Genomic DNA, 26,414 nt, shown 5'->3' on the forward strand with positions numbered 1-26,414 from the left:
CAAGAAGGGGGTGCGCGTCCGCATTCAGGCGCGCTGACGTGCGTCGATTCTAGGTGGGGGTGCGGTGTGCCTCAAGCAAGGCGCGTCGGAACGCGCCCAAGCCGCTCAGGCCGCATCTTCGTCGTCCTGCTCGGGCAAAAGCGGCCGCAAGGCTTCGCCATGCGCCTGCACGAACAGCCGCTGCGCATCGGCCAACGGCAGGTCCACGCGGATCCGCCAGCCGTGCTCGTCGTGATCCTCGCCGCGCACCGCGCCCAGATCGTGCAGGCGAGCGCGCAGTTTCGCGGCCTGCGGCGGCAGGCGCACCTCACCGACGACGTGGCGCAGCTCCAGGGCTTCGGCCAGGGCCTGCCGCAGCAGATCCAGGCCGGTGCCGTCGCGCGCGGACAGCCATACGCGCACCCGGCCTTCGGCCGGGCGGTCGATGCGCGGCTGCACCGGCTCGCTGCCGTCGCCGTTGCCGAGGCGGTCGATCTTGTTGAACACCAGCAGTTGCGGCAGATCGCCGGCGCCGATGTCCTTGAGCACTTCATCGACCTGGGCGATGCGCTCGTCGCGCAGCGGATCGGCCGCGTCGACGACGTGCAGCAGCAGGTCGGCCTCGCGCGATTCGGAAAGGGTCGAACGGAACGCCGCGACCAGCTCGTGCGGCAGATCGCGCACGAAACCGACCGTATCGGCCAGCACCACGCCGCCGCCGGAGAGCTCGATGCGGCGCACCGTCGGGTCCAGCGTCGCGAACAACTGGTCGGCGGCGTAGGCATCCGCGCCGGTCAATGCGTTGAACAGGGTCGACTTGCCGGCGTTGGTGTAGCCGACCAGCGCCACGCGCGGCAGCTCGCTGCGCACGCGCGCGCGACGCATCTGCGTGCGCTGCACTTCCACTTTTTCCAGGCGCTTCTGCAGCTGTTCCAGGCGCTTCTGCAGAAGGCGGCGGTCGGTCTCCAGCTGGGTTTCGCCGGGGCCGCGCAGGCCGATCGAACCACCGCGCTGACGCTCCAGGTGGGTCCAGCCGCGCACCAGGCGTGTGGACATGTGCTTGAGCTGTGCGAGCTCGACCTGCAGCTTGCCGTCATGGCTGTGGGCGCGCTGGGCGAAGATGTCCAGGATCAATCCGGTGCGGTCGACCACACGGCGCTGCAGCGCCTTCTCGAGGTTGCGCTCCTGGCCGGGCGACAGCGGGTGGTTGATGAGGATAAGGTCCGCGCCGGTGGCGTCCGCGGCGGCCTTCACCTCTTCCAGCTTGCCGCTGCCGATCAGCATGGCGGCGTTGGGGCGGTCGATGCGCGCGGTCAGCACCGCGGCGACCGTGGCGCCGGCGGAGCGTGCGAGGTCGGCGAACTCCTCCAGCAATCCCTCGTCCGGCGGACCGCCGGCGTGGGGTTGGATCAGGAGGGCGTGCTCGCCTTTGCGGGATCGTTCGAACAAACGGGTCAACCTGTGCGGGGGCAGGATGACAAGATGGGCGCCGACCCGCGGCCGCACAAGGGCCGCAGGTCATCGGCAAGCCGGCGTACGCCGCCGGCCCGCCCGGGCGACGCCTTATTCGGCCTCGTCGGAGCCCTCGCCGCCGCCTTCGGCGGACTGGACGTAGCCGCCACCCGGCCCCACGCGCACGTTGCGCGCCGGCACGACGGTGGAAATGGCGTGCTTGTAGACCATCTGGCTCACGGTGTTGCGCAGCAGGACCACGAACTGGTCGAAGGATTCGATCGTGCCCTGCAGCTTGATGCCGTTGACCAGATAGACCGAAACCGGCACTCGTTCGCGTCGTAGCGCGTTCAGGAAAGGATCCTGCAAAGACTGTCCCTTGGACATACGTAGTTCCCCAACTCGTTCTAGTTATAAGGGTCGGCGCGCGGGACGCCGTATCGCCGGCTGTCCCCGCAGCGGCGACCGCCCGATGGTAGCGCAAACCCGGTTCGGTGCACGCGCACCGGATTCAACCCCTGGTCGAAGCGGCGGCGTCGTGCATGAAAGCCGCCCGCGCCGCCTCCAGCGACTCGCGCTGGCGCAGCGGATCGAACCAGCGCGCGTCGAGTTCGCCGCGCAACCAGGTGAACTGCCGCTTGGCGAGCTGGCGGGTGGCATAGACGCCGCGGTCGCGGAATTCCGCCGGATCGGTCGCGCCGTCCAGATGCTCCCAGGCCTGGCGATAACCCACGGCGCGCAGGGCCGGCAGGTCCAGCGGCGCCGAGTGGTCGCGCAGCTGCGGGATCGCGCGCAGCGCCCTCGCCTCGTCGAGGAAACCGTCGGCCAGCATCAGGTCGAACCGCCGCGCGATCCGCTCGTGCAGCTCCGCACGATCCTCAGGTGCCAGCACCAGCTTGAGCACGCGGACCGGCAGGCGCGGAAGCTGCGAGACCTCCCGCCGCCAGTCGCTGATGGTGCGGCCGGACAGGCGGAACACTTCCAGCGCTCGCTGGATACGCTGGGCGTCGGTGGCGTGGATCCGCGCCGCGGCGTCGGGATCGATCTGCGCCAGTTCCGCATGCATCGCCGCCCAGCCACGCGACTGCGCCTCGGCCTCGAGCCGGGCGCGCATGTCCGCGTCGGCCTCGGGCATGGGCGACAGGCCCTGCAGCAGCGCGTGGAAGTACAGGCCCGTGCCGCCGGCGAGGATCGGCAATCGTCCCCGGGCCAGGATGTCCGTCACGGCGCGGCGCCCGTCCTGGGCGAACTCCGCCGCCGAGTACGGCTGCCACGGCTCGCGCAAGTCGATCAGGTGGTGCGGCACGCGCGCGCGCTCGGCCGGTGTCGGCTTGGCCGATCCGATGTCCAGCCGCCGATACACCAGGGCCGAGTCCACGCTGACGATCTCGCCGCCGAAACGCTCCGCCCAGTCGAGCGCGAGCGCGGTCTTGCCCGAGGCGGTCGGGCCCATCAGGGCAATCGCGAGGGGGCGCGTGTCGGCGGGCATGTCGGGCGCGGCGTGTCGGGGGCGTAGCCTCGCACAGCCGCCGTCGTCGGGGAACCTCGCCGCGCTTTCCACACAAGGTGTGGAGAACCGCTGGGGCAAGGCTGTTGATAACGTGCTGCAGCCCTGATGCCGCAAGGGCTCCCGGGAGTCTGGCGAAATTTTGGCCAACCCCCGCCCGCTATCCACATTGCCTGTGGACAAGCCTGCGGACAGCGGTGTGGAGAGCGGCCGCATAGCTCGGCGTGGCGCGGCCTCGTGCAGGTCTGGCTAAAAAATCACCAGCGATGAGGCTTGACGAACGCCGCACTTTCGGCCGTGTCGTCGACATCGACCCCGCCCGGTTTCGGATGCAACCAACGCGACTATCCACACAGCCTGTGGACAAACCTGCGGACAGTCGTGTGGAGACACGCCTGCATCCCTTGCGACACAAGCATTGCAAGAGGGTTGGCGAAAAATTGATCGCAGAAATCGTTTGACTCGCGTGTCGATTTCGGCATCACCGCATGCGCTATCCACACGCCCTGTGGACAAGCATGCGGACAGCCGTGTGCGTATCACGCTGCATCCCTTGCGCACCAAGGCAGGCAGCGTGTTTGCTCAAAAAATCGCCAGGCGGCGGATCATTCGTCGTCGGGCCACTTCGGCATCGACGACGCCGGCTTCGCCCGCGGCATCGCCTGCGAAGCGACGGCGTTCCACACCTTCAACGCATCCACGGTCGCGGCGACGTCGTGCACGCGCAGCAGTTTCGCGCCGCGCTGCGCGGCGATGAGGTGCGCGGCGACCGAGCCGATGGCGCGATCGCGTGGATCGCTGCGCCCCACCAGTTCGCCGATGGTGCGCTTGCGCGACAGGCCCGCGAGCACGGGCACGCCCAGTTCGACGAAACGCTCCAACTGCGCGAGCAGGACCAGGTTGTGCTGTGTGTCCTTACCGAAACCGAAGCCGGGATCGACGACGATCTTCTTCTTCGCGATGCCCGCCATCTCGGCGGCGAAAATGCGCTCGGCGAGGAAGCGGTGCACCTGCGCGACGACATCGTCATAGTGCGGCGCCTCCTGCATCGAACGCGGCTCGCCCTGCATGTGCATCAGCACGACCGGCACGCCGAGCGCGGCGGCCGCGTCGAGCGCGCCGTCGCGGCGCAGTGCATAGACGTCGTTGATCATGCCCGCGCCGGCTTGCACTGCGGCACGCATCACCTCCGGCTTGGAGGTGTCGATACTGAGCGGCAGTTGCGTTTCCTTCGCCAGGCGCTCGATGACGGGAATCGTGCGGCGGAGTTCTTCCTCGACGGACACTTCGGCTGCGCCCGGACGCGTGGATTCGCCGCCGACATCGAGCAGGTCCGCGCCCTCCTCCGCCAGCTTCAGGCCGTGCGCGACCGCGGCTTCGAGCGTGTCGTGCGCACCGCCGTCGGAGAACGAATCCGGTGTGACATTGACGATGCCCATGACGCGCGGGCGGTCGAGGACCAGCGGGCGGCCGTTGCAGTCGAGAGTGAGCGTGGTGTCGAACATGGGCGGGATTCGGGATCGGGATTCGGGGGAATCGTATCGCTTCCTTCGGGCTGCGATCCGCACAAAGAAAAACGGCACCGTTGCCGGTGCCGTTTCGAATCCCGAATCAGGAATCCCTGCTGTCAGGTCTGCGCCGCAGGTCCGCCAATGGCGCCCGGACGCTCGCTGTCGTCCTTGGACGTCTTGCCCGACTTCGACCAGTCGGCCGGCGGGCCCGGCGTACGCCCGGCCATGATGTCGTCGATCTGGTGCGCGTCGATGGTCTCGTACTGCAGCAGCGCATCGGCCATCACGTGCAGCTTGTCGAGGTTGTCCTGCAGGATCTGCTTGGTGCGCCCGTAAGCCCTGTCGAGGATGTTGCGCACGACTTCGTCGATGCGGCGCGCGGTCTCGTTGGACACGTTCTTGTGCTGCGTGACCGAGCGACCCAGGAACACCTCGTCCTCTTCCTCACCGTAGGCGATCGGACCCATCTCGTCGCTCAGGCCCCACTTGGTGACCATGTTGCGGGCCATCTTGGTGGCGCGCTCGATGTCGTTGGACGCACCGGTGGTGACCTTGTCGACGCCGAAGATCAGTTCCTCGGCAACGCGACCGCCGTAGAGCGAGCACAGCTGCGATTCGATGGCGACCTTGTTCATCGAGTACTTGTCGCCTTCCGGCAGGTACATCGTCACGCCCAGCGCGCGACCGCGCGGGATGATGGTGACCTTGTAGACCGGGTCGTGCTCGGGAACGACGCGACCGACGATGGCGTGGCCCGCTTCGTGGTACGCGGTGAGCTTCTTCTCGTCCTCGCTCATCGCCATCGAGCGACGCTCGGCGCCCATCAGGATCTTGTCGCGCGCCTTGTCGAAGTGCTCCATGCGCACGTCCTTGGCGTTCTCACGCGCCGCGAACAGCGCCGCCTCGTTGCAGAGGTTGGCCAGGTCGGCACCGGAGAAGCCCGGCGTGCCGCGCGCGATGGTCATCGGCTCGACGTCGTCGTGGAGCGGCAGCTTGCGCATGTGCACGCGCAGGATCTGCTCACGGCCCTTCACGTCCGGCAGGCCCACCACGACCTGGCGGTCGAAGCGGCCCGGACGCAGCAGCGCCGGGTCGAGCACGTCCGGACGGTTGGTCGCGGCGATGACGATCACGCCCTCGCCACCCTCGAAGCCGTCCATCTCGACCAGCAGCTGGTTGAGGGTCTGCTCGCGCTCGTCGTGACCGCCGCCCAGGCCGGCGCCGCGATGGCGACCGACGGCGTCGATTTCGTCGATGAAGATGATGCAAGGCGCGTGCTTCTTGGCCTGATCGAACATGTCGCGCACGCGGCTTGCGCCGACGCCGACGAACATCTCGACGAAGTCCGAGCCGGAGATGCTGAAGAACGGCACCTTCGCCTCACCGGCGATGGCGCGCGCGAGCAGCGTCTTGCCGGTGCCCGGCGGGCCGACCATCAGGACGCCGCGCGGAATCTTGCCGCCCAGCTTCTGGAACTTGGAGGGATCGCGCAGGAACTCGACGAGCTCGCCGACTTCTTCCTTCGCCTCGTCGCAACCGGCGACGTCGGCAAGCGTGACCTTGACCTGGTCCTCGCCCTGCAACTTGGCGCGCGAACGGCCGAAGCTCATCGCGCCCTTGCTGCCGCCCTGCTGCATCTGGCGCATGAAATACACCCAGATGCCGATGAAGAGCAGCCAGGGCAGTACGTTGATGATGATGTACAGGATCGACGGGCCGCTCTGCGGCGGCGCCTGCTCGATCGCGACCTTGTGGTTGATCAGGTCGTTGATGAGGTCCTTGTCTTCCTTGGGCTTGTAGGTCGTGAACTTCGAGCCGTCGGTGCGCAGACCGGTGATCGTCGCGCCATCGTCGGCGATCTTCACTTCCTTGACCTTGTCCTGCTGAACCTGGTGCACGAACTGGTCGTAGGCGAGCGGGTCGCTGCTCGCGGCACGCGGCCCGAACGCCTGGAAGACCACCATCAGCACGACGGCGACGATCACCCAGAGCAGCAGATTCTTGGCCAAATCGTTCATTCAGTTCCTACCTGGCGCCGGTGGCGCGTTGCAGCGGGGGCGGCGCCCTGCCGTGGATCGGCGGTCGCCGTACAACAATGGGGTCCGTTCCAACCTTACTTCATTACCGCACGCTTGCCCTGTGCCAGCGCATAGACCTCGGGCGACCGCTTGCGCGAGGCCTCCGGTTTGCGGATCACGACCTTGTCATAGCGCCGGCGCAGCTCCTTGACGTATTCGTCGAAGCCCACGCCCTGGAACAGCTTGATCAGGAAGTTGCCCCCGGTGCGAAGGTGCCGGTCGGCGAAGTCCATCGCCAGTTCCGAGAGGTACATCGCCCGGGGCATGTCGACAGCATCCACGCCACTCTTATTGGGGGCCATGTCGGACAGGACAAGGTCCACGGTCTGGCCGTTCAGCGCGGCCACCAACTGGGATAGGACCGCATCCTCCCTGAAATCCCCATGAAGGAATTCGACCCCGGCCAGAGAGGGCATTTCCAGGATGTCCAGGGCGATGACCCGCCCGGGGCGGGCAGCATCGAGACGGTCGAGCTCCTGGCGGACCCACTGCGACCAGCCGCCGGGAGCCGCGCCGAGGTCGACCACGACCATGCCCGGCTTGAGCAGGCGGTCGCGCTCGACCAGTTCCTCCAGCTTGTAGGCCGCGCGCGAGCGCAGGCCTTCGGCCTTGGCCTTCTTAACGAAGGGGTCGGAAAAGTGTTCCTTGAGCCAGCGCTGGCTGGATTTGCTGCGGCTCGCCATCGGCCGGCGTCGGGGGTGAGCGTGGGGGCCGTCATGATACCCTGCGCGGCCCCCCTGAGTTTTCAGTATCCCGATGCAAACCGTCCTGACCGCCACCCAGACCCGCTTCCTGCGGGGCCAGGCCCACGACCTGAAGGCGATGCTCCAGGTGGGCGGCAAGGGAATCACCGATGCGCTGGTGGCCGAAATCGACCTGGCGCTGGAGCATCACGAGCTGATCAAGGTGAAGGTGGGCGCCGAGGACCGGGACGCCCGCGACGCAATGATCGATGAGATCGCCCAGCGTACGGGGGCCGCCCTGGTCCAGCGTATCGGTCACACGGCCGTGCTGTACCGGCCGAGCAAGGACAAGCGCCAGATCGTCCTGCCGCGGGCCTGACGGCCGGCGCGGCGGCCCCGGGTTGGCGCCCTGCGCTCCCGTCCCCATCTCGCCCCCATGCAGCTCAATCTCGAACACCCCGATCACGAGTTCTACCTGCGCGGCGCCGACGGCGTCTCCGCGCGGGTGAACGAACGCACCCTCGCGTCCAGCTTCGTCCTCTCGCCCAACCGCCTGCTCGAAGACTGGCCGGTGCGCGACGTGAAGGCGCTGACGCCGTCGGACATGGACGCCGTGCTCGCGCTGGACCCGGAAGTGATCCTGCTCGGCAGCGGCGCGACACAGGCTTTTCCCCCTGCCTCGGTGCTGGCCGCATGCCTGAAGCGTGGCGTGGGGCTGGAGACCATGACCAATGCCGCCGCCGCGCGCACTTATAACGTGCTGGCGAGCGAGGGCCGGCGCGTCGTCGCCGCGTTCGTCCTGGCCGGCTAGTCGCCCAAGCGCGGGGCGAATGGCAACCGCGCCCAGATTCCGAAATGGTCCGACGCCCACCGCCCGTCCGCATCGGGCGTGTCGAGGATGCGTCGCGCCTGCGCTGTTCCGAATGCACCTTGCTGCGCGTGGATCCGATCGATCCGCGCGGGCGGATTGAAACGCGCGTTGAGCGTGGCGTGTGCGTCGCCTTCGACCGCGACTCCCGCATGCGCGGCCGCGTAGGCATCGACGAAGCGAGCGCGCAATGGCGCCATCTCCGCCGTTCCCACCGTCGTGTTGAAGTCGCCGCCTATCACCACCGGGGCGTCGCCGCGCGTGACCTCGACGAACGCCATCAGATCCGCGATCTGACGCGCCCGCGTGGCGCCGCTGCGATCTTCGAAGTCCAGGTGCACGACGTACAGATTGACGGGATGTCCTTGCACGTTCGTGCGCACCCAGCCTGCGATGCGATAGGCGCCGTCGGGTTGCAGGCGGCGGAAGCCGCGCAGCGTCGCCGGCTCGCGGGTCAGGATCGCATTGCCGTAACGGCGCGCGGGGTCGGTCGCATCCACCGACACGAAGAACGCGTGGTAGCCCAGCGCATCGGCCAGGGCCTGCGCCTGGTTCGGCAGCCTTTCGTCCTGCAGGACCTCCTGCAACAAGATGGCGTCGGGCGAAAGCCGGCGCAGTTCGGCCTCGATCATCGCTTGGCGATGCGGCCAGTCCTCGCGGTCATGCCAGAGGTTGAGGGTGACGACATCGAGGGCCGGCGCTTCATCGCGCGGCGATGTCGTCGCCGCACACGCGGCGAGCATCCACGCCATCGCCACCGTACACGCGCACTTCCACGCCTGCCGCACGAAGCCCGAGCGGTGAACTGTGTGTCCGCATTGCGCGGACGTCGCACTCATCGCTTGGGCAGGTACTGCAGCGGATCGACCGGCTTGCCGTTGTAGCGCACTTCGAAATGCAGCATCTCGCGCGGCGCGCCGCTGCGGCCCATCTCGGCGATCTGCTGGCCCGAGCGCACCAGCTGGCCTTCGTTGACCAGGCGATTGCGGTTGTGCCCGTAGGCCGACAGCCACTGCTCGTTGTGCTTGATGATGATCAACTCGCCATAGCCGACCAGGCCCGAGCCCGAATACACCACCACGCCGTCGGCGGCCGCGCGCACCGGCGCGCCGCTGGCGCCGCCGATGTCGATGCCCTGCTTGGTCGGCTCGCCGGTGACGTAGCGGCCGATCAGTTCGCCGTCGGCCGGCCAGCGCCATTTGATGTCGCTCACCACCGGCGCGGCGGGCTTGGGTGCGGCCGGCGTGGTGGCGGGCGGCGCGGTTCCGGTTGCAGGCTTCGTCGGCGTGCTGGCCGGCGGACGCGTCGTGGCGGTGCTGCCGCCCTTGCCCGCCGGATACAGGCGCAGTCGCTGTCCGGGATAGATGGTGTACGGCGGATCGATGCCGTTCCACGCCGCCAGGTCCTGCGCGCGAATGCCATTGCGCGAGGCGATGGCGAACAGCGTCTCGCCCCGCTTCACCGTGACGGCGACGCCCGGTCGCGGACGCGACGGCGCCTGCGAGGATGCGCCTGGCTCGCGGTAGACCTTCGCGGTCCCGCAGCCGCCCATGACGAGGGCGATCAACGTGGCGGCAACGATTCGCGATGTTCCGGTCATGCGTCCTCTCATCCGAACTGCGCCTTCCACACCAGCCATCCGATCACGGCCACCAGCAGCACCAATGCGATCCAGCCGATCGGCTCGATGTAACGCCGCAGCGCCGCCTCGGCGCGCACGCCGCCGATGCGGATCACCAGCGCGATCAGATACACACGCTTGCCTCGACCGATCAGCATGCTCAGCACGTACTGCGGCATCGGCACGCCGACGATACCCGAGGCCCATGTGAAGACCTTCATCGGAATCGGCGCGAACCCGCCCACCACCAGCAGCCAGAACACCGCCCAGGGCGACTCGGCCATCTTGGCCTGCACCGTGGCGATGCCCGATTCGATGCCGCCCAGCATGCCCATCGCGGCAAACAGCGGCTTGACCGCCTCGAACGCGAAGTGGCCCAGCGCGTAGCCGACCAGCGCCCCCACCATCGAGCCGGCCAGGCTGATCGTCGCGAACCAGAACCCGCGCCGCGGCTGCGCCACGCACATCGGCGCCAGCATGACCTCGGGCATCACCGGGAAGATGATCGCCTCGATGAAACTCAGCCCGACCAGATAAGCCGGTGCGTGGCGATGGCGGGCCCAGACGAGCGCCCGTTCGTACAACGGTCCGAAGATCTTCAAACGGCGGCCCCTGCTGGTGTCGTCGGTATGCGGTGGTCAGTGTCTTGCGTCGATGCGGAACACGGCCTGTCGGTGCGTCAGTCGACCATGCCCGACAGCAGCGGCACGAACACCACCGGCGCCAGTGATTCCTGCGTGACGTTGCCGTCGGCGTCCTTGCGCAGCTTGAGCAGCGACTGCGAACCGGCCCCGCCGACGGGCGCGACCAGCGTGCCGCCCGCGGCGAGCTGGCTGGTCAGGGCTTCCACCAGCGCGGGCGCGGCGGCGGTGACGATGATCGCGTCGAACGGACCGTTCTCCGGCCAGCCGATGCGGCCGTCGTCGTGCTTGCTGCGCACGTTCATGCCGAGCTGACGGAAACGCTTGCGCGCGGTGCGCAGCAGCTCGCCGATGCGTTCGACCGTGTGCACTTCCAGCCCCAGCGCGGCGAGCACGGCGGCCTGGTAGCCCGAGCCGGTGCCTATCTCCAGCACCTTCTTCGGTTCGGTTTCCAGCAGTGCCTCGGTCATCTTCGCCACCACCCACGGTTGCGAGATGGTCTGGCCGTGGCCGATGGGCAGCGCCGTGTCTTCGTAGGCACGCGTGGCGAGCGCTTCGTCGACGAACAGATGGCGCGGCACCGTGCGTATCGCGTTGAGCACGCGCTCGTCGCGGATGCCGTTTTCGCGCAGGCGGTCGACCAGCCGGTCGCGCACGCGCTGCGAAGTCATTCCGGAGCCGATCGCCTCCGGCTGCAACCGCATGCGCAGCGTCATGCGGTGCGCTCCGGGTTGCGACTGGCGGGATGGCCGAGCGAAGTCGCCAGGCCGTCGACCCAGCTCGCCACCTGGTCCAGCGCGTGATAGCGCGTCAGGTCGACCTGGATCGGCGTGATCGAAATGTGGCCGGTGCGCACGGCGTGGAAATCGGTGCCGGGGCCGGCATCCTGCTCGGCGCCGGCCGGGCCGATCCACCACCACTGGCGTCCGCGCGGGTCCTGCTGCGGGATGCAGGCCTCGGCGCGATGGCGGTTGCCCAGGCGCGTGACTTCGAAGCCGCGCACCTCCGACCAGGGCACGTCGGGCACGTTCACGTTGAGGATGGTGTCGGCCGGCAGCGGGTCCACGCGCAGGCGGGCGATGATTTCCGCCGCCGCACGCGCCGCGGTTTCGTAATGCTTGCCGGTGTGGTCCACGGTCTGCAGCGACATCGCCACCGCCGGCAGGCCGAGGAAGCGCCCTTCCATCGCCGCGGCGACGGTGCCGGAATAGATCACGTCGTCGCCCAGGTTGGCGGTGTTGTTGATCCCGGAGACGACGATGTCCGGTTCCGCCTCGAGCATCCCCGTGATGGCCACATGCACGCAGTCGGTGGGCGTGCCGAACACGCGCCAGGTCGAACCGTCGAGCTGCTGCACGCGCACGGGCGCGTCCAGGGTGAGTGAGTTGCTGGCGCCTGAACGGTCGCGATCGGGCGCCACCACCAGGACTTCGTGGCCCGCCGCACGCAGCCCTTCGGCCAGGACGCGGATGCCCGGCGCGTCGACGCCGTCGTCGTTGCTCACCAGAACTCGCATGGACTCCCTTGTTGCGCTTGCCGGATCGTGAAGCCGGCGCGAGCCTGGCCCGCGCCGCGCGAGGGCCCATCATAGCCGATGCCGCCCACCGCTCCGGAGGCCGCCGGCACGGTCTGAAGCACGGTCTGCGAATGGCTTGCGGTATGGGCCGACGACGCTAGGCTTGTCGCATGTCCGAACGACGAGACGATGACGAAGACGACGCCGCGCTGTTCCGCTCGGCGATCGGGCCGGTGCGGCCGATGCGCGACACCGCACCGCCGCCGTCTGCGCCCCGGCCACGTCCTCGCGCCCGCATGGCCGAGCGCGACGAGGCGCGTGCGCGCGAGGAGTTCCGCCATGCGCTGGAGGACACCCTGCTGGAAGCCGGCGATGCCCTCAGCTACCGTCGCGACGAGGCGACGCCGCGCCTGCTGCAGAAGCTCAAGCGCGGCGAGATCGCAGTGCAGGAGGAACTGGACCTGCACGGCGCCGATTCGCGCGAGGCCGAGCAACTGGTGCGCGCCTTCCTGCACGACGCCCGCCAGCACGGCGTGGGGTGCGTGCGGATCGTGCACGGGAAGGGATTGCACGGCGCCGCCTCGATCGCATCCGGCGGCATGCCGGTACTCAAGAACCTGGTGGACCGCATGCTGCGGCATCGCGCCGACGTGCTCGCGTTCCACTCCGCGCCGCCGGCGCAGGGCGGCACCGGTGCGGTGTTGGTGCTGCTCGCGCCCCGCCGCCTGCGCTCGCCCTGAACCGCCTTGTCCGGATCAGGCGGCGGCTATCGCCGTCGGTGCGAGGCCGAAGGGCGCCGAGCAGGGTTTACTTCGGCTGTCCGGATTCCTGGGCAATCTGCGCAGCCGACTTGCGCGGCAAGTTCACCCAGACCACTTCGAGGCCGCGGCGACGGGCGACGCGCTCGACATAGGCCATGTACTCCTCGTCGGCGTCCATGATCGACGGCGAACGGGGTTCGGGAACGTAGGTGCTCTTGGCTTCCATGCCCGCGCAGGCGGACAGGCCTACCGCGGACAGCAACACGGCCATGCGTAGCGATGCGTTCATGACGACATCTCCATGACGTGGTCGCCGCATCCCTCGGATGCAGCGGCAGCGCGCGCGAGCACGCTGCAATTCCGGCTTATACGCCCGCCCTCGAATGGGACCAGTGCCGCCAGGTGCTTTCCGACGAACGGTTGGAAAGCCGGCGTGAAGCGTGCTTCAGCCCGCGCGCCCGACGGCCTGGACGTCGCCGAGTTCGGCCAGCACTACCGTGGCGTAAGCGCCCGGCGGGAGCGCGAATACCAACTCCAGAACGCTTTCCTCACGCCATGCCCACGTCAGGTCGGCGGGCTTCAGGCGCAACGCGCGCCGCTCCTGGCGCAGCCCTTCGGCTTCCAGGCCGGTTCGCAGCGCCAGCGCTTCCTCATCGGCGAGCGCCGCCTGCTCCAGTTGCGCCGCCGTTCCGGTCGTGCGCGATTCGCCGCGGCCCCACAGCGGGCCGGTCGGATGGATGTCGAACGCGGCCAAACGCTGCGCCAAGGCGTCGTCGAACGGCTCGGGGCCGAACACGCTGCGGCTGCCGTCGAGCATCCACACCTCGCCGTCCAGCGGCGTGTCCCAGCATGCTTCGCGCACGCGCTGCGCGAGCACGCGGTTGAACAATTCCGAACGCGCCGCCGACACCAGCAACGTGCGCTGCTCACGACGCACGCGACGACCGGCGAACATCGCCCGCGCGTTGGCGACGTTGTCGCCGTCGCGGCCGAAGCGCTGCTCGCCGAAGTAATTGGGAACGCCGCGCGCGGCGATCGCATGCAGGCGTTGCTCGATCGCGCCGCGTTCGCCCACCACGTCGCGCAGCGCCAGCACGAAGCGATTGCCCGCCAGCGCACCGCGCGGCAGCTTCTTCGCATGCCAGGCGTGCTCCACCACCGTCAGCCGCTCCTCGCCTTCGGCGAAGTCCAGCGTTGCCAGGTCCGGCGCGACTTTCTTGGGCAGGTGCACGGTGAAGCGCTGGCGCGTGACCGCATGGCGGTCCTTCAGGCCCGCATAGCCGATGCCGACCTCGCCCACGCCGGCCCATTGCGCGATGCGCTTGGCGGCGAAAGCAGTGTTCATGCCGCGCTTTTCGATGGTGAGCAGCAAGTGCTCGCCGCTGCCGCTGGGCTCGAAGCCGGGCAGCTCCTCAACGAAGAAATCCTCCGGCGCCACGCGCATGCGCGCGGTCAGCACCGCATCGCCGTGCGCGCGCGCGAGTTCGTTGCCGCGATCGTTCACGGCTTCACCAGCAGGCACACGGCCATCGCCGCGATGCCCTCGCCGCGCCCGGTGAATCCCAGCTTTTCGCTGGTGGTCGCCTTGATGCTGATGGCCTCGATGTCCACGCCCAGGTCCTGCGCGAGCAGCTCGCGCATCGCCGCCGCATGCGGGCCGACCTTCGGCCGCTCGCACACCACGGTCACATCGCAATTGCCGAGGCGCCAGCCACGCTCGCGCGCGAGCGCGTCGCAGTGGCGCAGGAAGGCGCGGCTGTCGGCGCCCTTCCATTGCGGGTCACTGGGCGGGAAATGCTTGCCGATGTCGCCCAGCGCCAGCGCACCGAGGATCGCATCGCACAGTGCGTGGATGACCACGTCGCCGTCGGAATGCGCGACGACGCCGCGATCGTGCGGCACGCGCACCCCGCCGAGCACGACGTGGTCGCCTTCACCGAAGGCGTGGACGTCGTAGCCCTGGCCGATGCGGATGTTCATTTCGACAACAGCGCCTTGAGCATGCGCTCGTGGTTGATCATGCCACCCAGTCGCGACATGCCCACCTGCACGTCCGGATTCTCCACCACTCCGCCCATCGCCAGCTCGCCCAGCGTCTTGAAGGCGTTGCCGAAGCCTTCGGAACCTTCGCTCACGATGGTCTGGCGCGCCAGCGCGGTGCAGTCCACGGCGATCAGGCGCTCGAAGATGGCGGCTGCATCCTTCTCCAGCTTGGCGCGATCGTCGGCGTCGATCCGCGTCATCGCCTGCAGATCAGGATGCACGGAGATCGCCGCGTAGATCCATTGGACCAGCACGCGCCGGTCGTCCTGCGTGGCCGAGGTCTTCAGGCAGGCCGACAAGGCCTCGCCGGACTGCCCGGCCTGCGCGGTCGCGCCGCACGTTCCCACCAGCAATAACAGCGTCGCAATGATTCGCTTCATACGGACTCCCCCTGTTCCGTCGTGTGGTGTTTCCGGATTTCGAACAGCAATTCCATCAGGCGCAGATCGGTAGGCGTGGTGACCTTGAGGTTGTCCTCGCGGCCTTCGACCAGAAGCGGGCGCACGCCGGCACGCTCCATCGCCATCGCTTCGTCGGTGACGACGACACCGTCGGCTCGCGCACGTTCCAGCGCGGCCGTGAGCGCGCCACGGCGGAACGCCTGCGGCGTGAATGCACGCCACAACCGCTCGCGCGGTTCGGTGGACTGGATGCGGCCGCTCTCGTCGGCACGCTTGAGCGTGTCGCGCACCGGCGCGCCGAGGATCGCGCCATCGCCCTGTTCGGCGATGGCGATCAGTCTGTCCAGATCGACCGCGTGCAGGTTGGGGCGCGCGGCGTCGTGCACGAGGATCAGCGTGTCGTCGCCGACGCCCGCCGGCAATGCCTGCAGCGCGGCCAACACCGAATCGGCGCGTTCTCCGCCGCCCACACAGCGCAGCACCGGCTTGCCTTGCAACGAAGTCCAGCCCGGCCAGTGCGCGTCATGCGCCGACAAGGCGGCCATCGCGCCGGCCACGCGCGGGTGCGCGAGCAACGCGTGCAGTGCGTGTGCGATCAACGGCTGGCCGGCGACTTCGAGATACTGCTTGGGAATCTCACCGCCGAAACGCGTGCCGCGGCCGGCGGCGGGGAGCACCGCCCAGATCACGGTGCCGGCGCCTGCGCGTCGTCGCCGGAAGGCGGTGCGTCGGCGGGCTCAGTCGAGCCCTCGGGCTCGACCACGCGATAGAACGTCTCGCCGGGCTTGATCATGCCCAGCTCGTTGCGGGCGCGCTCCTCGACGGCGGCTTCACCGGACTTGAGGTCCTCCACTTCCGCCGCGAGCGCGTCGTTGCGCTGCTGCAATCCCGCGTTCTCGCGCGTCTGCTGCTGCACCTGCGTCTCCAGGCGGGCGACCGAGCGGCTGCCGCCCTCGCCCACCCAGAGCCGGTACTGGAGGAACGCCAGCAACCCGGCTAGCACCACCAGCAGCAGTCGCAACCAGCGCATGCGCGCGAGCCCGGGCCTTAGCGCTTGATCGAGACGAAGGCGTCGCGGCCGGCGTACTTCGCGGCCGAACCGAGCGCTTCCTCGATGCGCAGCAGCTGGTTGTACTTGGCGACGCGGTCGCTGCGGCACAGCGAGCCGGTCTTGATCTGCGTGGCCGTGGTGGCCACGGCGATGTCGGAGATCGTCGTGTCCTCGGTCTCGCCCGAACGGTGCGAGACGATCGCCGCATAGCGGTTCGCGTCGGCCATCGCGATGGCTTCCAGCGTCTCGGTCAGCGTGCCGATCTGGTTGACCTTGATGAGGATGGCGTTGGCGACGTGCTGGTCGATGCCTTCCTTGAAGATCTTCGGGTTGGTCACGAACAGGTCGTCGCCGACCAGCTGCACCTTCTTGCCGAGCTTGTCGGTGAGCTGCTTCCAGCCGGCCCAGTCGTCCTCGGCCATGCCGTCTTCGATGGTGATGATCGGGTACTGCGCGGCCCAGTTGGCGAGGAAGTCGACGAACTGCTCGCTGGTCAGGCGCTTGCCTTCGCCGGTGAGGTTGTACTTGCCGTTCTCGTAGAACTCGCTGGAGGCGACGTCCAGGCCGAGCAGGATGTCCTCGCCCGCCTTGTAGCCGGCCTTGCCGATGGCTTCCAGGATGGTTTCCAGCGCTTCCTCGTTGGAGCGCAGGTCCGGCGCGAAGCCGCCTTCGTCGCCGACGGCGGTGCTCAGGCCGCGGCCCTTGAGCACGGACTTCAGCGCATGGAACACCTCGGTGCCGGCGCGCAGCGCTTCGGCGAAGTTGTCCACGCCGACGGGCAGGATCATGAATTCCTGCAGGTCGACGTTGTTATCGGCATGCGCGCCGCCGTTGATGATGTTCATCATCGGCACCGGCAGCACGGCCTCGCGGTTGCCTGCCAGGTACTTCCACAGCGGAAGCTTCTTCGATGCGGCGACCGCGTGCGCGTTGGCGAGCGACACGCCCAGCAGCGCGTTCGCGCCCAGGCGGCCCTTATTTTCCGTGCCGTCCAGGTCGATCATGCGGCGGTCCAGGCCGGCCTGGTCGTCGGCATCGAAGCCGTCCAGCGCCTTGGCGATCGTCACGTTGACGTTCTCCACCGCCTTGCGCACGCCCTTGCCCAGGTAGCGGGTCTTGTCGCCGTCGCGCAGTTCCACGGCTTCCTTGGTGCCGGTGGACGCGCCGGACGGCACGGCCGCGCGGCCGACGCTGCCGTCGCTCAGGGTGACTTCGGCTTCGAGAGTCGGGTTGCCGCGGCTGTCGAGGATCTCGCGGGCGTGGATCTTGGCGATGGTCGTCATGGGTTCGTCGTAAGGGCGAAAGGCGGTTTGGACACGGATTAAAGCAGAACCGGACCGGGGCGGCATCGCGCCGCGCGTGCGCGACGCCTGCTGGCCGGTGCGGATGTCAGACGGTGGATTCGAGGAACCCGTTCTTCTTGGTGACGCGGTCGATCTCCATCAGTGTCTCCAGCAGCGCGCGCATCTTCGGCAGCGGCCAGGCGTTGGGGCCGTCGGACAGGGCTTCGTCCGGCACCGGATGGGTTTCCATGAAGATGCCGTCGATGCCGACCGCCATCGCCGCACGCGACAGCACCGGCACGAATTCGCGCTGGCCGCCGCTCTTGCCGCCGGCGCCGCCGGGCAGCTGCACCGAGTGCGTGGCGTCGAAGACGACCGGGCAGCCGGTGTCGCGCATCACGCTCAGCGAGCGCATGTCGCTGACCAGGTTGTTGTAGCCGAAGGACACGCCGCGCTCGCAGGCCATGATCTGCGTGTTGCCGGTGGCCTTGGCCTTGTCGGTCACGTGCTTCATTTCCCAAGGCGAGAGGAACTGGCCCTTCTTGATGTTCACCGGCTTGCCGGCGCGGGCCACGTTCTGGATGAAGTTCGTCTGGCGGCACAGGAACGCCGGCGTCTGCAGCACGTCGACGACGGAAGCGACCTCGTCCATCGGCGTGTACTCGTGCACGTCGGTGAGCACGGGCACGCCGATCTGCTTCTTCACCTCGGCCAGCACCTTCAGGCCTTCTTCCAGGCCGGGGCCGCGGAAGCTCGTGCCCGAGGTGCGGTTGGCCTTGTCGAAACTCGACTTGAAGATGAAGTTGATGCCGAGCTCGGAGGTAATTTCCTTGAGCTTGCCGGCGGTGTCGAGCTGCAGCTGCATCGACTCGATCACGCAGGGGCCGGCGATCAGGAAGAAAGGTTGGTCCAGGCCGACTTCGAAACCACACAGGTTCATGCGTTGCTCCCGTTGATCGTCATCCCGGTGGAGACGCGGACCCGACCGGCGGATCCAGACTCCAGAGAATGATCGTCGCTGCAAAGATCAAAATGGATCCCGGCTTTCGCCGGGACGACGGGCGGGAGCGCGGCTCCCGCCCGATGCTGCGTCAAGCCGTCGCTTCCTTCAGCAACCGCCCGCCGGCCTGCGCCCGGCGCTCGCGCGCGGCGCGGATGAAGCCGACGAACAGCGGATGGCCGTCGCGCGGGGTCGACAGGAATTCCGGGTGCGCCTGGCAGGCCAGGAACCACGGATGCTGCGACCGCGGCAGTTCGACCATCTCCACCAGCAGGTCGTCCATCGACTTGGCGCTGATCACCAGGCCGGCGTCTTCCAGTTGCGTGCGGTAGCGGTTGTTGAATTCGTAGCGATGGCGATGGCGTTCGGCGACGACGTCCTTGCCGTACATCTCGCGCGAGAGCGTGCCGGGCTTCAGGCGCTGCTCCTGCAGGCCCAGGCGCATCGTGCCGCCCAGGTCGCTCTCCTCGCTGCGGCGTTCGATCTCGCCGCTGGAGGTGCGCCATTCGGTGATCAGGCCGATCACCGGATGCGGGCTGGCCTTGTCGTTCTCCGTGCTGTTGGCGCCGCCCAGGCCGGCGACGTGGCGGGCGTAGTCCACCACCGCCGCCTGCATGCCGTAACAGATGCCAAAATACGGCAGGCCGGTCTCGCGGGCGAACTTCGCGGTGAGCACCTTGCCTTCGAAGCCGCGATCGCCGAAGCCGCCCGGCACCAGGATGCCGTCGACATCCGCCAGCGCATCAACGCCCTGCTGCTCCAGGTCGGTCGATTCCAGCCACTTGAGCTTCACGCGCGTGCGCTGGCGCAGGCCGCCGTGCTTGAGCGCCTCGGCCACGGACTTGTAGGCATCCTGGTGGTCGACGTACTTGCCGACCACAGCAATCGTGACGGTATCGACCGGATGCTCGCTGGCATCGACCACTTCGTCCCACTGCGACAGGTCGGCTGGGCCGGCGTTGATGCGCAGGCGGTCGAGCACGATGGCGTCGAGCCCTTCCTCATGGAAGCGGCGCGGCATCTTGTAGATGTTGTCCAGATCGACGGCCGAGATGACGGCGCGCTCCGGCACGTTGGTGAACAGCGCGATCTTGCGGCGCTCGCTGTCGGGCAGCGGCTGCTCGCTGCGGCACAGCAGGATGTCGGGCTGGATGCCGATGGAGCGCAGTTCCTTCACCGAATGCTGCGTCGGCTTGGTCTTCAGCTCGCCGGCGGCGGCGATCCACGGCACCAGGGTCAGGTGCATGAAGATCGCGCCCTCGGGGCCGCGCTCGCTGCGGATCTGGCGAATCGCTTCCAGGAACGGCAGCGACTCGATGTCGCCGACCGTGCCGCCGATCTCGACCAGGCCCACGTCGAAGCCGTCGGTGGCCTCCACGATGCAGCGCTTGATCTCGTCGGTGATGTGCGGGATCACCTGCACGGTGCCGCCGAGGTAGTCGCCGCGGCGTTCCTTGCGGATCACGTTGTCGTAGATCCGGCCGGTGGTGATGGAGTTCTTGCGGGACAGGCGCGTGCGCAGGTAGCGCTCGTAGTGGCCCAGGTCGAGGTCGGTCTCGGCGCCGTCGTCGGTGACGTACACCTCGCCGTGCTGGAACGGGCTCATCGTGCCCGGGTCGACGTTGATGTACGGATCGAGCTTCATCATCGTCACGCGCAGGCCGCGCGCTTCGAGGACGGCCGCCAGCGAGGCTGCCGCGATGCCCTTGCCAAGAGAGGACACCACGCCGCCGGTGACGAAAATCAGGGGAGTCATGGTTTTGCTGCCGCTGGAAAGCCGTAGTTTACCGACTCGGCCGGTTCTCGGCGAGCCACGCGGCGGTCGCGGCGACGGCCGGATCGACACAAATGCCGATGGCGCAAGGGTTGCGGCGGATCGAAGGGCGATCGACGGAAGGCTTCGTTCCGGCCATGTCGCCAACGGCGATGCGCCGGAACGAAAAACGCCCCGCGATGGCGGGGCGTTCGGGGTGACGCGAAGGGACGCTCAGCGCTCGTCCTCTTCCTCCGGCTCACGGGTCGGATCGGCCTTGGCCTTGTCCTTCTTGCCGGCCTTGGATTGATCGGCCTTGGGCGCGTCGGCCTTCTGCTCGGCCTTGCCGCGCGAGTCCTGTGCCTGCGCGCGCTTGGCGGCGTCGGCCTGCGGATCGGACTGCTGCTGGGCGAGCGCCGGCACGGCCAGGGCCATGGCGATCAGGGCGGGAAGCACGAGTTTGCGGATCTTCATCGGGGAACGACCTCCAGGAACGGGAGAACGGCGGGGACCGGCGGGGCCGGGAGCGCCAGGCGGCACCCTACCCCATGGCGCCCAGCCTGCACTGAACGGGGCGCTCACCGCCCTCAATGGGGGCGCGGGGCTCCAGCGCAAGGCGGTGATCGCGACGGCGAGCCCGGTCCTGCGAGGCCGGTTGCGTCCGCGGTTGTATTTCCGGCGCCGGCCGCCGACCATCCCCGCTCCCGCCTCGTCGTCGCAGAAAAATGAGTTCCCGTTACAACGCCGCAGACATCGAAGTCCTTTCCGGCCTTGACCCCGTCAAGCGCCGCCCCGGCATGTACACCGACACCTCGCGCCCGAACCATCTGGCGCAGGAGGTCATCGACAACGCGGTCGACGAGGCCCTGGCCGGCCACGCCCGCACCATCGAAGTGACGCTGCACAACGACGGCAGTTGCTCCGTATCCGACGACGGCCGCGGCATGCCGGTGGACATCCACCCGGAGGAGAAGATCCCCGGCGTCGAACTGATCCTCACGCGCCTGCACGCGGGCGGCAAGTTCAGCAACAAGAACTACACCTTCTCCGGCGGCCTGCACGGCGTCGGGGTCAGCGTGGTGAACGCGCTGTCCAGGCACGTCGAGGTGAAGATCAAGCGCGACGGCAACGAATACCGCATGACTTTCAAGGACGGCGACCGCGCCACGCCGCTGGAGGTCGTCGGCACCGTCGGCAAGAAGAACACCGGCACGCGCGTGCATTTCTGGCCGGACGCGAAGTATTTCGACACGCCCAAGTTCAACCTGCGCGCCCTGCGTCACCTGCTGCGCGCCAAGGCCGTGCTGTGCCCGGGCCTCACCGTCAAGCTGTTCGATGAAGCCAGCGAAGAGCGCAACGAGTGGTATTACGAGGACGGCCTGCGCGATTACCTGCGCGGCGAATTGGCCGAACGCGAGCTGCTGCCGCCGGAGCTGTTCGTCGGCAAGTTGACCAAGGACACCGAGACCGCCGACTGGGCCGTGGCCTGGGTCGTCGAAGGCGAGCTGGTGCAGGAAAGCTACGTCAACCTGATTCCGACCGCGCAGCACGGCACGCACGTCAACGGCCTGCGCACCGGCTTCACCGATGCGCTGCGCGAGTTCTGCGACTTCCGCAACCTGCTGCCGCGCGGCGTGAAGCTGGCACCGGAAGACGTGTGGGACCGCGTCGCCTTCGTGCTCAGCATCAAGATGACCGACCCGCAGTTCAGCGGGCAGACCAAGGAACGCCTGTCCTCGCGCCAGGCCGCGGGCTTCGTCGAAGGCGCGGCGCACGATGCGTTCTCGCTGTGGCTGAACCAGCACGTCGAGATGGGCGAGAAGATCGCGCAGCTCGCCATCGAACGCGCCGCCGCGCGTTTGAAGACCGAGAAGCAGGTCGTCCGCAAGAAGGTCACGCAGGGCCCGGCCCTGCCGGGCAAGCTGGCCGACTGCGCCAGCCAGGACCTGTCGCGCACCGAACTGTTTCTGGTGGAAGGTGACTCGGCCGGCGGCAGCGCGCGCCAGGCGCGCGACAAGGATTTCCAGGCGATCCTCCCGCTGCGCGGCAAGATCCTCAACACCTGGGAAGTCGCCTCCGGCAGCGTGCTCGCTTCGCAGGAAGTGCATGACCTGGCCGTCGCCATCGGCTGCGATCCGGGCAAGGACGATCTGTCGGGCCTGCGCTACGGCAAGGTGATCATCCTGGCCGACGCCGACTCCGACGGCCTGCACATCGCCACGCTGCTGAGCGCGCTGTTCCTCAAGCATTTCCCGTCGCTGGTCGCGGCCGGGCACGTGTTCGTCGCGATGCCGCCGCTGTTCCGCGTGGACATCGGCAAGCACGTGTTCTACGCGCTGGACGAAGAAGAGAAGCGCATCCTGCTGGAGAAGATCGAGCGCGAGAAGGGCGACCGCAAGAAGGGTTACAGCGGCCAGATCAACACCACCCGCTTCAAGGGTCTGGGCGAGATGAACCCCTCGCAGTTGCGCGAATCGACCATCCATCCGGACACGCGCCGCCTCGTGCAGCTCACCGTGGACGACGACACGCAGACGCATTCGCTGATGGACATGTTGCTGGCGAAGAAGCGCGCCGGCGACCGCAAGCAGTGGCTGGAGACCAAGGGCGACCTGGCGACGCTGGAAGTGTGATTCGATAGCGCCGGGGCGGGGAGCCCCATCGCGATAACCGCCTGCGCATGAGGCCGGGCGGACAATCTCATGGAACACAAGGGGGAGCTTGTGCATAAGAGAAATGGACGAATCCTGGCGACGCTGGCCGTCGCCTTCTCGGTGGCCGCCTGTGGTGGCGGTGGTGGCGGGGGCGGCGGCAATCAGAGCGTCCCGCCGCCCGCACCGACGCCGACCCCTTCCACGGCGACGGTGACGATCACGCCCAAGGGGCCGATCGTGCACAACGACTACACCGGCGTCTCGTTCACCACGATGGCCGAGGGCACGGTGGCGGCCACCAACCTCGCCCCGGGCGAGAGCATCTACCTGCGTCTGCGCGACACGAACAACACCCTCGCCATGCCGGCGACGCAACCGGTGACGCCGAACCAACCGTTCAAGTTCGCGCTCGGGCCGAAGGGCGAGCTGATGCCCAGCGACTACTCCGGCCAGATCGAGTTCACCGCCTGCCGCGACGCCCAGTGCACCAGCATGTACGGCCCGCCGGTCAGCGTGGCCTACAGCCTCGACATCTGGACGCTGGGCGAATGGGAGACGATCCAGCGCGATGCCACGCATGCCGGCTTCGTGCCCACGACCATCGACACCACCCGCCTGAACCTGATCTGGGATTGGCGTCCGCCGCCCCCCACGGGCGCCGTGCTCGACACCTTCATCACGCGTCCGGCCACCGACGGCGACGGCGTGGCCGTGCTCGCCGGCTATAACCGTCCCAGCGGCCCGCAGGAGGCCGCGCTGTACTCGATCCATGAGCACAGCGGCAAGACGCGCTGGTCCTATGCGATTCCGTCGGGGACGTATGCGCAGGCACCCGCCACCGGGGTCGGGCAGGTCTTCCTGCAGACGCTCAACAGCCCCACCCTGCTGACGTCCTTCGACCCGCACACCGGCGCCGTGAAGTACTCCATCGGATCGGGCGCAGGCACGGGCACGCAGACGCTGGCGCCTACCAGCTACGCCAACCTCAGCTTTTACAACGCCGGCCCGAACGGATCGGAACTCCACTCGATCGATAACGTCAGCGGCACACTGCGCTGGTCGCGCCCGCGCACCACCAACCTGCAGGCGGGCACGCCGACGGTGCGCACGGGCGAGGTGATCTACCAGAGCGGAAACAAGATCGAAATCGTGGACATCCTGACCGGCGCGCCGCGCGGCACGATCAACGATCCCAGTTCCGACGGCGCCAGCAGCGCGTTTGCGCGTTCCATCGTCGCCCTGGGTTCGCGCGGCAATGCGATCGCCGTTTCGTACAACAGCGCGACCGGTGCGCATCCGCTGTCGAGCTTCAACCTCGACGGCCGGCGCTGGGAGTGGTCGACCTCCGCCTCGTACCGCAGCTTCGCGGTGTCCGACGGCATGGTCTACGCGTACCGCGAAGGTGCGCCGGTGCCTACGCTCGATGCGATCGACGAAGCCACCGGCACGGTGAGCTGGTCGTGGAGCCCGCAGGCCATCGACGCCCAGGTGCGTACGACGGGCAACATCATGCTGACGCGGAACCTGGTGTTCATCAGCACCGAGGGCAATGGCGGCGACAGCTACGTCTGGGCGATCGATCGCGCCACCCGCCTGCCGGCCTGGCGCTATCCGGGCGGTGGCTACGTGATCATGTCCGGCGGCCGCACGATCTTCGTGCTGACGGGTCCGGGCAATGGCCGTCCGCCCGAACTGCTGCGTGCATTCCGGGTGCAATGAACGCCCTACCCGCCCCGGGCGCCGCGCGCATGATCCGTGCCGCCCGTGGTGCATCGTGCGGTCTGCGCGAATCGGTAAAGGCCGCATCGCCTGCGGCCGCAATGCAGGCTGCATCGATGAAGTTGGACGAGCGGTAACGCGGTATCGGGGCCGGGGGCCCCTCGTCGAACCGTCCGAGCATGAAGCCGGCTGTGCATCACTTATGGACACAAGGGGGAACGGGTGAAGTTGAGGCATGCATTGGGTGCGACGTGCGTCATCGTGTCGCTGGTCGGTTGCGGCGGCGGTGGTGGCGGCGGCGGAAATGACGGCGGCGCCAACAACGGCCAGCCCAGCCCGGGCGGCACGCCGCCCACGGGAACGCTAGCCAGCGTCGATATCGCGCTGACGACGCCACCGATCCTGGAAACCTTGCCCCTCGGGTACATCAACACGGTGACGGTGGAAGGCACCTGGACCGGGCGCAACCTGGGCAACGGCGCCGTCTACGTGAAAGTCACCGACGACGCCGGCGCCACCACATACAAGATGCCGGCACCGCAGGCCGCACCTGGCGGCACGTTCCAGATCCTGCTGGAAGTCCCGGCGTCCCACTCGGTCGTGGAGCGATCCGGCACACTCTCGTTCACCGCCTGCGGCGACGCGAACTGCGCCACGCCGTACACGGGCGTGGCGGGCAAGCTGGACTACCGCGTGCTGTTCTCCGACATCGGCGAATGGGAGACGATGGGGCGCGACGGCACGCACCGCAGCTATGTTCCGATCACGATCGACCCGACGCGCATCGAGGAGGCCTGGGAATGGACGTTCCCGAAGGACGCCGCGGCACGCCAGGCCATGCTCACCCGACCGGCCACCATCGTCGGCACGGTATTCGTCACCGGCTTCAACTTGACCAACGACCGCAGCCAGTACGGCCACACCCTGTTTGCGCTGGACGAGGCGACCGGGAAGGTGAAGTGGTCCTTTCCGGTGGAGGGACATGCACTTGCGCCCGGCGCGGCTCGCGGCCGCGTCGTGCAACCCGCACTCGACAGCAGCGCCATGCTCACCGTGCTTGATGCGGCGCTCGGAAAGAAGCGCTTCACGCACGGACAGTCCACGGCGAACGCGTCCACGCTGGTGCCATCGTTTTACGACCGCAAGGCGTTCTTCATGGGCGGTGACACGGGCAACGAAATACGCAGCATCGACCTCCACACCGGCGCGCTCGACTGGTCGCGCCCGCGTATCGGGATGCAGACCACCACGCTGGCCGTGGACGGCGCCCATGTCTACTACCACACGGGCTCCGAGTTGGAGATCCTCGACCGTGGCTTCGGCTCCCGGTATGCCCTGATCACGGACCCCGCCTCGGATGGGGCGTTCGTTCCCGGCCCCACCGCTCCGATGCTGGGCTCGCAGGGCAATGTGATCGTCCGCTCCTGGCACGGCGCGACCCACACCGCCAAACTCACCAGCTTCGACATTGCAAGCCGGCAATGGGCGTGGTCGACGGTGGACTCGTACACGACCCCACTCGCCGTCGGCAAAGACATGGTGTACGCCTACCGCGAAGCGATCTCGATGCCCCTGGTGCATGCCATCGACGAGAGTACGGGCAACGTGATGTGGAATTGGATACCGCCCGCCCCGAGCCAGACCAATGTCGCCGGCAACCTCGTCGCGACCGACAACCTGCTGTTCGCGAGCACCTCTGGCGCCTACTCAGCCTGGACATGGGCCATCGACCTCAGCACGCGCCAGGTCGTGTGGCAGTATCCGGCCAGTGGCTATGTCGTCATCTCTGCCAACCGCATGATGTACCTGCTGGCAGACAAGCCAAACCTGCGAACGCCGGAAAAGATCGTGGCATTCCGCCTGCGCTGATATGCGTGGGGCGCTGCCCTTACG

27 protein-coding genes are annotated in these 26,414 nt (G+C 68.0%); 6 read left to right on the forward strand and 21 right to left on the reverse strand.

Translation table 11 applies throughout. From position 1 onward, the window contains the following. Positions 1–105 precede the first annotated feature (105 nt). The 6 genes from hflX to rlmE form a co-directional block, all read right to left on the reverse strand. Complete coding sequence (gene hflX / locus JI752_RS03045; protein WP_216958993.1) at positions 106–1,428, reverse strand: ribosome rescue GTPase HflX; 1,323 nt, start codon at positions 1,426–1,428, stop codon at positions 106–108. Between the two features lie 114 nt (positions 1,429–1,542). Further along, positions 1,543–1,818, reverse strand: coding sequence for an RNA chaperone Hfq (gene hfq / locus JI752_RS03050; protein ID WP_216958996.1), 276 nt, complete (start codon positions 1,816–1,818; stop codon positions 1,543–1,545). 124 nt (positions 1,819–1,942) lie between these two features. Beyond that, positions 1,943–2,920 (reverse strand): tRNA (adenosine(37)-N6)-dimethylallyltransferase MiaA, encoded by a 978-nt coding sequence (miaA, locus tag JI752_RS03055; RefSeq protein ID WP_216958999.1) that lies wholly within the window; start codon positions 2,918–2,920, stop codon positions 1,943–1,945. 623 nt (positions 2,921–3,543) lie between these two features. Beyond that, positions 3,544–4,443, reverse strand: a complete 900-nt coding sequence (gene folP / locus JI752_RS03060) for a dihydropteroate synthase (RefSeq protein WP_216959002.1) — start codon at positions 4,441–4,443, stop codon at positions 3,544–3,546. A gap of 122 nt (positions 4,444–4,565) precedes the next feature. Beyond that, positions 4,566–6,467 carry an ATP-dependent zinc metalloprotease FtsH gene (gene ftsH, locus JI752_RS03065; protein WP_216959005.1) on the reverse strand — a complete coding sequence of 634 codons (1,902 nt, stop codon included), beginning with the start codon at positions 6,465–6,467 and terminating at the stop codon, positions 4,566–4,568. A 95-nt stretch (positions 6,468–6,562) separates the two neighbouring features. Next, positions 6,563–7,210 (reverse strand): 23S rRNA (uridine(2552)-2'-O)-methyltransferase RlmE, encoded by a 648-nt coding sequence (gene rlmE / locus JI752_RS03070; protein ID WP_216959008.1) that lies wholly within the window; start codon positions 7,208–7,210, stop codon positions 6,563–6,565. Between the two features lie 73 nt (positions 7,211–7,283). Between rlmE and yhbY the strand changes: the two genes are divergently transcribed. Further along, complete coding sequence (gene yhbY, locus JI752_RS03075; RefSeq protein ID WP_216959011.1) at positions 7,284–7,589, forward strand: ribosome assembly RNA-binding protein YhbY; 306 nt, start codon at positions 7,284–7,286, stop codon at positions 7,587–7,589. A 57-nt stretch (positions 7,590–7,646) separates the two neighbouring features. Continuing rightward, positions 7,647–8,021 (forward strand): Mth938-like domain-containing protein, encoded by a 375-nt coding sequence (locus tag JI752_RS03080; RefSeq protein ID WP_216959016.1) that lies wholly within the window; start codon positions 7,647–7,649, stop codon positions 8,019–8,021. Here JI752_RS03080 and JI752_RS03085 read toward each other — a convergent pair. The 5 genes from JI752_RS03085 to surE all read right to left on the reverse strand — a co-directional run bounded on the left by JI752_RS03085 (position 8,018) and on the right by surE (position 11,856). Further along, a complete protein-coding gene (locus tag JI752_RS03085; RefSeq protein ID WP_216959019.1) occupies positions 8,018–8,917 on the reverse strand; it encodes an endonuclease/exonuclease/phosphatase family protein in 900 nt (299 codons plus the stop codon). The two genes, JI752_RS03080 and JI752_RS03085, sit on opposite strands and share 4 nt — an antisense overlap. After that, positions 8,914–9,678 (reverse strand): peptidoglycan DD-metalloendopeptidase family protein, encoded by a 765-nt coding sequence (locus tag JI752_RS03090; RefSeq protein ID WP_254200170.1) that lies wholly within the window; start codon positions 9,676–9,678, stop codon positions 8,914–8,916. The genes JI752_RS03085 and JI752_RS03090 overlap by 4 nt, the downstream gene beginning before the upstream one ends. Positions 9,679–9,686: 8 nt before the next feature. Continuing rightward, the gene (locus JI752_RS03095) at positions 9,687–10,301 is read right to left on the reverse strand and encodes a YqaA family protein (protein WP_216959025.1); all 615 of its coding nucleotides are present in this window, start codon (positions 10,299–10,301) and stop codon (positions 9,687–9,689) included. A gap of 77 nt (positions 10,302–10,378) precedes the next feature. After that, complete coding sequence (locus tag JI752_RS03100; protein ID WP_216959028.1) at positions 10,379–11,056, reverse strand: protein-L-isoaspartate(D-aspartate) O-methyltransferase; 678 nt, start codon at positions 11,054–11,056, stop codon at positions 10,379–10,381. Then, on the reverse strand, positions 11,053–11,856 hold the full coding sequence (gene surE / locus JI752_RS03105; RefSeq protein ID WP_216959031.1) for a 5'/3'-nucleotidase SurE: 804 nt from the start codon (positions 11,854–11,856) through the stop codon (positions 11,053–11,055). Before surE ends, JI752_RS03100 begins: the two co-directional genes overlap by 4 nt. Before the next feature lie 170 nt (positions 11,857–12,026). On the opposite strand from surE, the gene JI752_RS03110 reads away from it, so the two are divergent. Continuing rightward, complete coding sequence (locus tag JI752_RS03110; protein WP_216959034.1) at positions 12,027–12,596, forward strand: Smr/MutS family protein; 570 nt, start codon at positions 12,027–12,029, stop codon at positions 12,594–12,596. Between the two features lie 67 nt (positions 12,597–12,663). On the opposite strand, the gene JI752_RS03115 is transcribed toward JI752_RS03110, so the two are convergent. The 10 genes from JI752_RS03115 to JI752_RS03160 all read right to left on the reverse strand — a co-directional run bounded on the left by JI752_RS03115 (position 12,664) and on the right by JI752_RS03160 (position 20,622). Continuing rightward, the gene (locus tag JI752_RS03115; protein ID WP_216959037.1) at positions 12,664–12,906 is read right to left on the reverse strand and encodes a hypothetical protein; all 243 of its coding nucleotides are present in this window, start codon (positions 12,904–12,906) and stop codon (positions 12,664–12,666) included. A 156-nt stretch (positions 12,907–13,062) separates the two neighbouring features. After that, entirely contained in the window at positions 13,063–14,121 is a 1,059-nt protein-coding gene (gene truD, locus JI752_RS03120; protein WP_216959040.1) for a tRNA pseudouridine(13) synthase TruD, read from the reverse strand. After that, the gene (ispF, locus tag JI752_RS03125; protein ID WP_216959043.1) at positions 14,118–14,597 is read right to left on the reverse strand and encodes a 2-C-methyl-D-erythritol 2,4-cyclodiphosphate synthase; all 480 of its coding nucleotides are present in this window, start codon (positions 14,595–14,597) and stop codon (positions 14,118–14,120) included. Before ispF ends, truD begins: the two co-directional genes overlap by 4 nt. Continuing rightward, a complete protein-coding gene (locus JI752_RS03130) occupies positions 14,594–15,040 on the reverse strand; it encodes a hypothetical protein (protein WP_216959046.1) in 447 nt (148 codons plus the stop codon). Before JI752_RS03130 ends, ispF begins: the two co-directional genes overlap by 4 nt. Further along, positions 15,037–15,750: a 2-C-methyl-D-erythritol 4-phosphate cytidylyltransferase gene (gene ispD, locus JI752_RS03135; RefSeq protein ID WP_216959048.1), complete on the reverse strand. Its 714-nt coding sequence runs from the start codon at positions 15,748–15,750 to the stop codon at positions 15,037–15,039. Before ispD ends, JI752_RS03130 begins: the two co-directional genes overlap by 4 nt. Further along, on the reverse strand, positions 15,747–16,091 hold the full coding sequence (gene ftsB / locus JI752_RS03140; RefSeq protein ID WP_216959051.1) for a cell division protein FtsB: 345 nt from the start codon (positions 16,089–16,091) through the stop codon (positions 15,747–15,749). The genes ispD and ftsB overlap by 4 nt, the downstream gene beginning before the upstream one ends. 17 nt (positions 16,092–16,108) lie before the next feature. Beyond that, positions 16,109–17,395 carry a phosphopyruvate hydratase gene (eno, locus tag JI752_RS03145; protein WP_216959054.1) on the reverse strand — a complete coding sequence of 429 codons (1,287 nt, stop codon included), beginning with the start codon at positions 17,393–17,395 and terminating at the stop codon, positions 16,109–16,111. 106 nt (positions 17,396–17,501) lie between these two features. Continuing rightward, positions 17,502–18,335 (reverse strand): 3-deoxy-8-phosphooctulonate synthase, encoded by an 834-nt coding sequence (gene kdsA / locus JI752_RS03150; RefSeq protein WP_216959058.1) that lies wholly within the window; start codon positions 18,333–18,335, stop codon positions 17,502–17,504. A gap of 151 nt (positions 18,336–18,486) precedes the next feature. Continuing rightward, positions 18,487–20,151, reverse strand: a complete 1,665-nt coding sequence (locus tag JI752_RS03155) for a CTP synthase (RefSeq protein WP_216959060.1) — start codon at positions 20,149–20,151, stop codon at positions 18,487–18,489. Between the two features lie 231 nt (positions 20,152–20,382). Further along, positions 20,383–20,622 (reverse strand): hypothetical protein, encoded by a 240-nt coding sequence (locus JI752_RS03160; protein WP_216959063.1) that lies wholly within the window; start codon positions 20,620–20,622, stop codon positions 20,383–20,385. Positions 20,623–20,873: 251 nt separating this feature from the next. On the opposite strand from JI752_RS03160, the gene parE reads away from it, so the two are divergent. From parE to JI752_RS03175, 3 genes are all read left to right on the forward strand, one after another. Continuing rightward, entirely contained in the window at positions 20,874–22,781 is a 1,908-nt protein-coding gene (gene parE, locus JI752_RS03165; RefSeq protein ID WP_216959066.1) for a DNA topoisomerase IV subunit B, read from the forward strand. Positions 22,782–22,850: 69 nt separating this feature from the next. Then, a complete protein-coding gene (locus tag JI752_RS03170; RefSeq protein ID WP_216959068.1) occupies positions 22,851–24,521 on the forward strand; it encodes a PQQ-binding-like beta-propeller repeat protein in 1,671 nt (556 codons plus the stop codon). A 261-nt stretch (positions 24,522–24,782) separates the two neighbouring features. Continuing rightward, a complete protein-coding gene (locus tag JI752_RS03175) occupies positions 24,783–26,390 on the forward strand; it encodes a PQQ-binding-like beta-propeller repeat protein (protein WP_216959071.1) in 1,608 nt (535 codons plus the stop codon). Positions 26,391–26,414 lie beyond the last annotated feature (24 nt).

This window comes from Lysobacter sp. MMG2 (assembly GCF_016735495.2).
Classification (GTDB): Bacteria; Pseudomonadota; Gammaproteobacteria; order Xanthomonadales; family Xanthomonadaceae; genus Lysobacter_J.

Bases quoted from the DNA above. Each gene is read 5' to 3' on its own strand.
- hfq (WP_216958996.1), bottom strand. From the start codon at position 1,818: ATGTCCAAGGGACAGTCTTTGCAGGATCCTTTCCTGAACGCGCTACGA.
- miaA (WP_216958999.1), bottom strand. From the start codon at position 2,920: ATGCCCGCCGACACGCGCCCCCTCGCGATTGCCCTGATGGGCCCGACC.
- folP (WP_216959002.1), bottom strand. From the start codon at position 4,443: ATGTTCGACACCACGCTCACTCTCGACTGCAACGGCCGCCCGCTGGTC.
- ftsH (WP_216959005.1), bottom strand. From the start codon at position 6,467: ATGAACGATTTGGCCAAGAATCTGCTGCTCTGGGTGATCGTCGCCGTC.
- rlmE (WP_216959008.1), bottom strand. From the start codon at position 7,210: ATGGCGAGCCGCAGCAAATCCAGCCAGCGCTGGCTCAAGGAACACTTT.
- yhbY (WP_216959011.1), top strand. From the start codon at position 7,284: ATGCAAACCGTCCTGACCGCCACCCAGACCCGCTTCCTGCGGGGCCAG.
- JI752_RS03080 (WP_216959016.1), top strand. From the start codon at position 7,647: ATGCAGCTCAATCTCGAACACCCCGATCACGAGTTCTACCTGCGCGGC.
- JI752_RS03085 (WP_216959019.1), bottom strand. From the start codon at position 8,917: ATGAGTGCGACGTCCGCGCAATGCGGACACACAGTTCACCGCTCGGGC.
- JI752_RS03090 (WP_254200170.1), bottom strand. From the start codon at position 9,678: ATGACCGGAACATCGCGAATCGTTGCCGCCACGTTGATCGCCCTCGTC.
- JI752_RS03100 (WP_216959028.1), bottom strand. From the start codon at position 11,056: ATGACGCTGCGCATGCGGTTGCAGCCGGAGGCGATCGGCTCCGGAATG.
- surE (WP_216959031.1), bottom strand. From the start codon at position 11,856: ATGCGAGTTCTGGTGAGCAACGACGACGGCGTCGACGCGCCGGGCATC.
- JI752_RS03110 (WP_216959034.1), top strand. From the start codon at position 12,027: ATGTCCGAACGACGAGACGATGACGAAGACGACGCCGCGCTGTTCCGC.
- JI752_RS03115 (WP_216959037.1), bottom strand. From the start codon at position 12,906: ATGAACGCATCGCTACGCATGGCCGTGTTGCTGTCCGCGGTAGGCCTG.
- ispF (WP_216959043.1), bottom strand. From the start codon at position 14,597: ATGAACATCCGCATCGGCCAGGGCTACGACGTCCACGCCTTCGGTGAA.
- JI752_RS03130 (WP_216959046.1), bottom strand. From the start codon at position 15,040: ATGAAGCGAATCATTGCGACGCTGTTATTGCTGGTGGGAACGTGCGGC.
- ftsB (WP_216959051.1), bottom strand. From the start codon at position 16,091: ATGCGCTGGTTGCGACTGCTGCTGGTGGTGCTAGCCGGGTTGCTGGCG.
- eno (WP_216959054.1), bottom strand. From the start codon at position 17,395: ATGACGACCATCGCCAAGATCCACGCCCGCGAGATCCTCGACAGCCGC.
- kdsA (WP_216959058.1), bottom strand. From the start codon at position 18,335: ATGAACCTGTGTGGTTTCGAAGTCGGCCTGGACCAACCTTTCTTCCTG.
- JI752_RS03155 (WP_216959060.1), bottom strand. From the start codon at position 20,151: ATGACTCCCCTGATTTTCGTCACCGGCGGCGTGGTGTCCTCTCTTGGC.
- JI752_RS03160 (WP_216959063.1), bottom strand. From the start codon at position 20,622: ATGAAGATCCGCAAACTCGTGCTTCCCGCCCTGATCGCCATGGCCCTG.
- parE (WP_216959066.1), top strand. From the start codon at position 20,874: ATGAGTTCCCGTTACAACGCCGCAGACATCGAAGTCCTTTCCGGCCTT.
- JI752_RS03170 (WP_216959068.1), top strand. From the start codon at position 22,851: ATGGAACACAAGGGGGAGCTTGTGCATAAGAGAAATGGACGAATCCTG.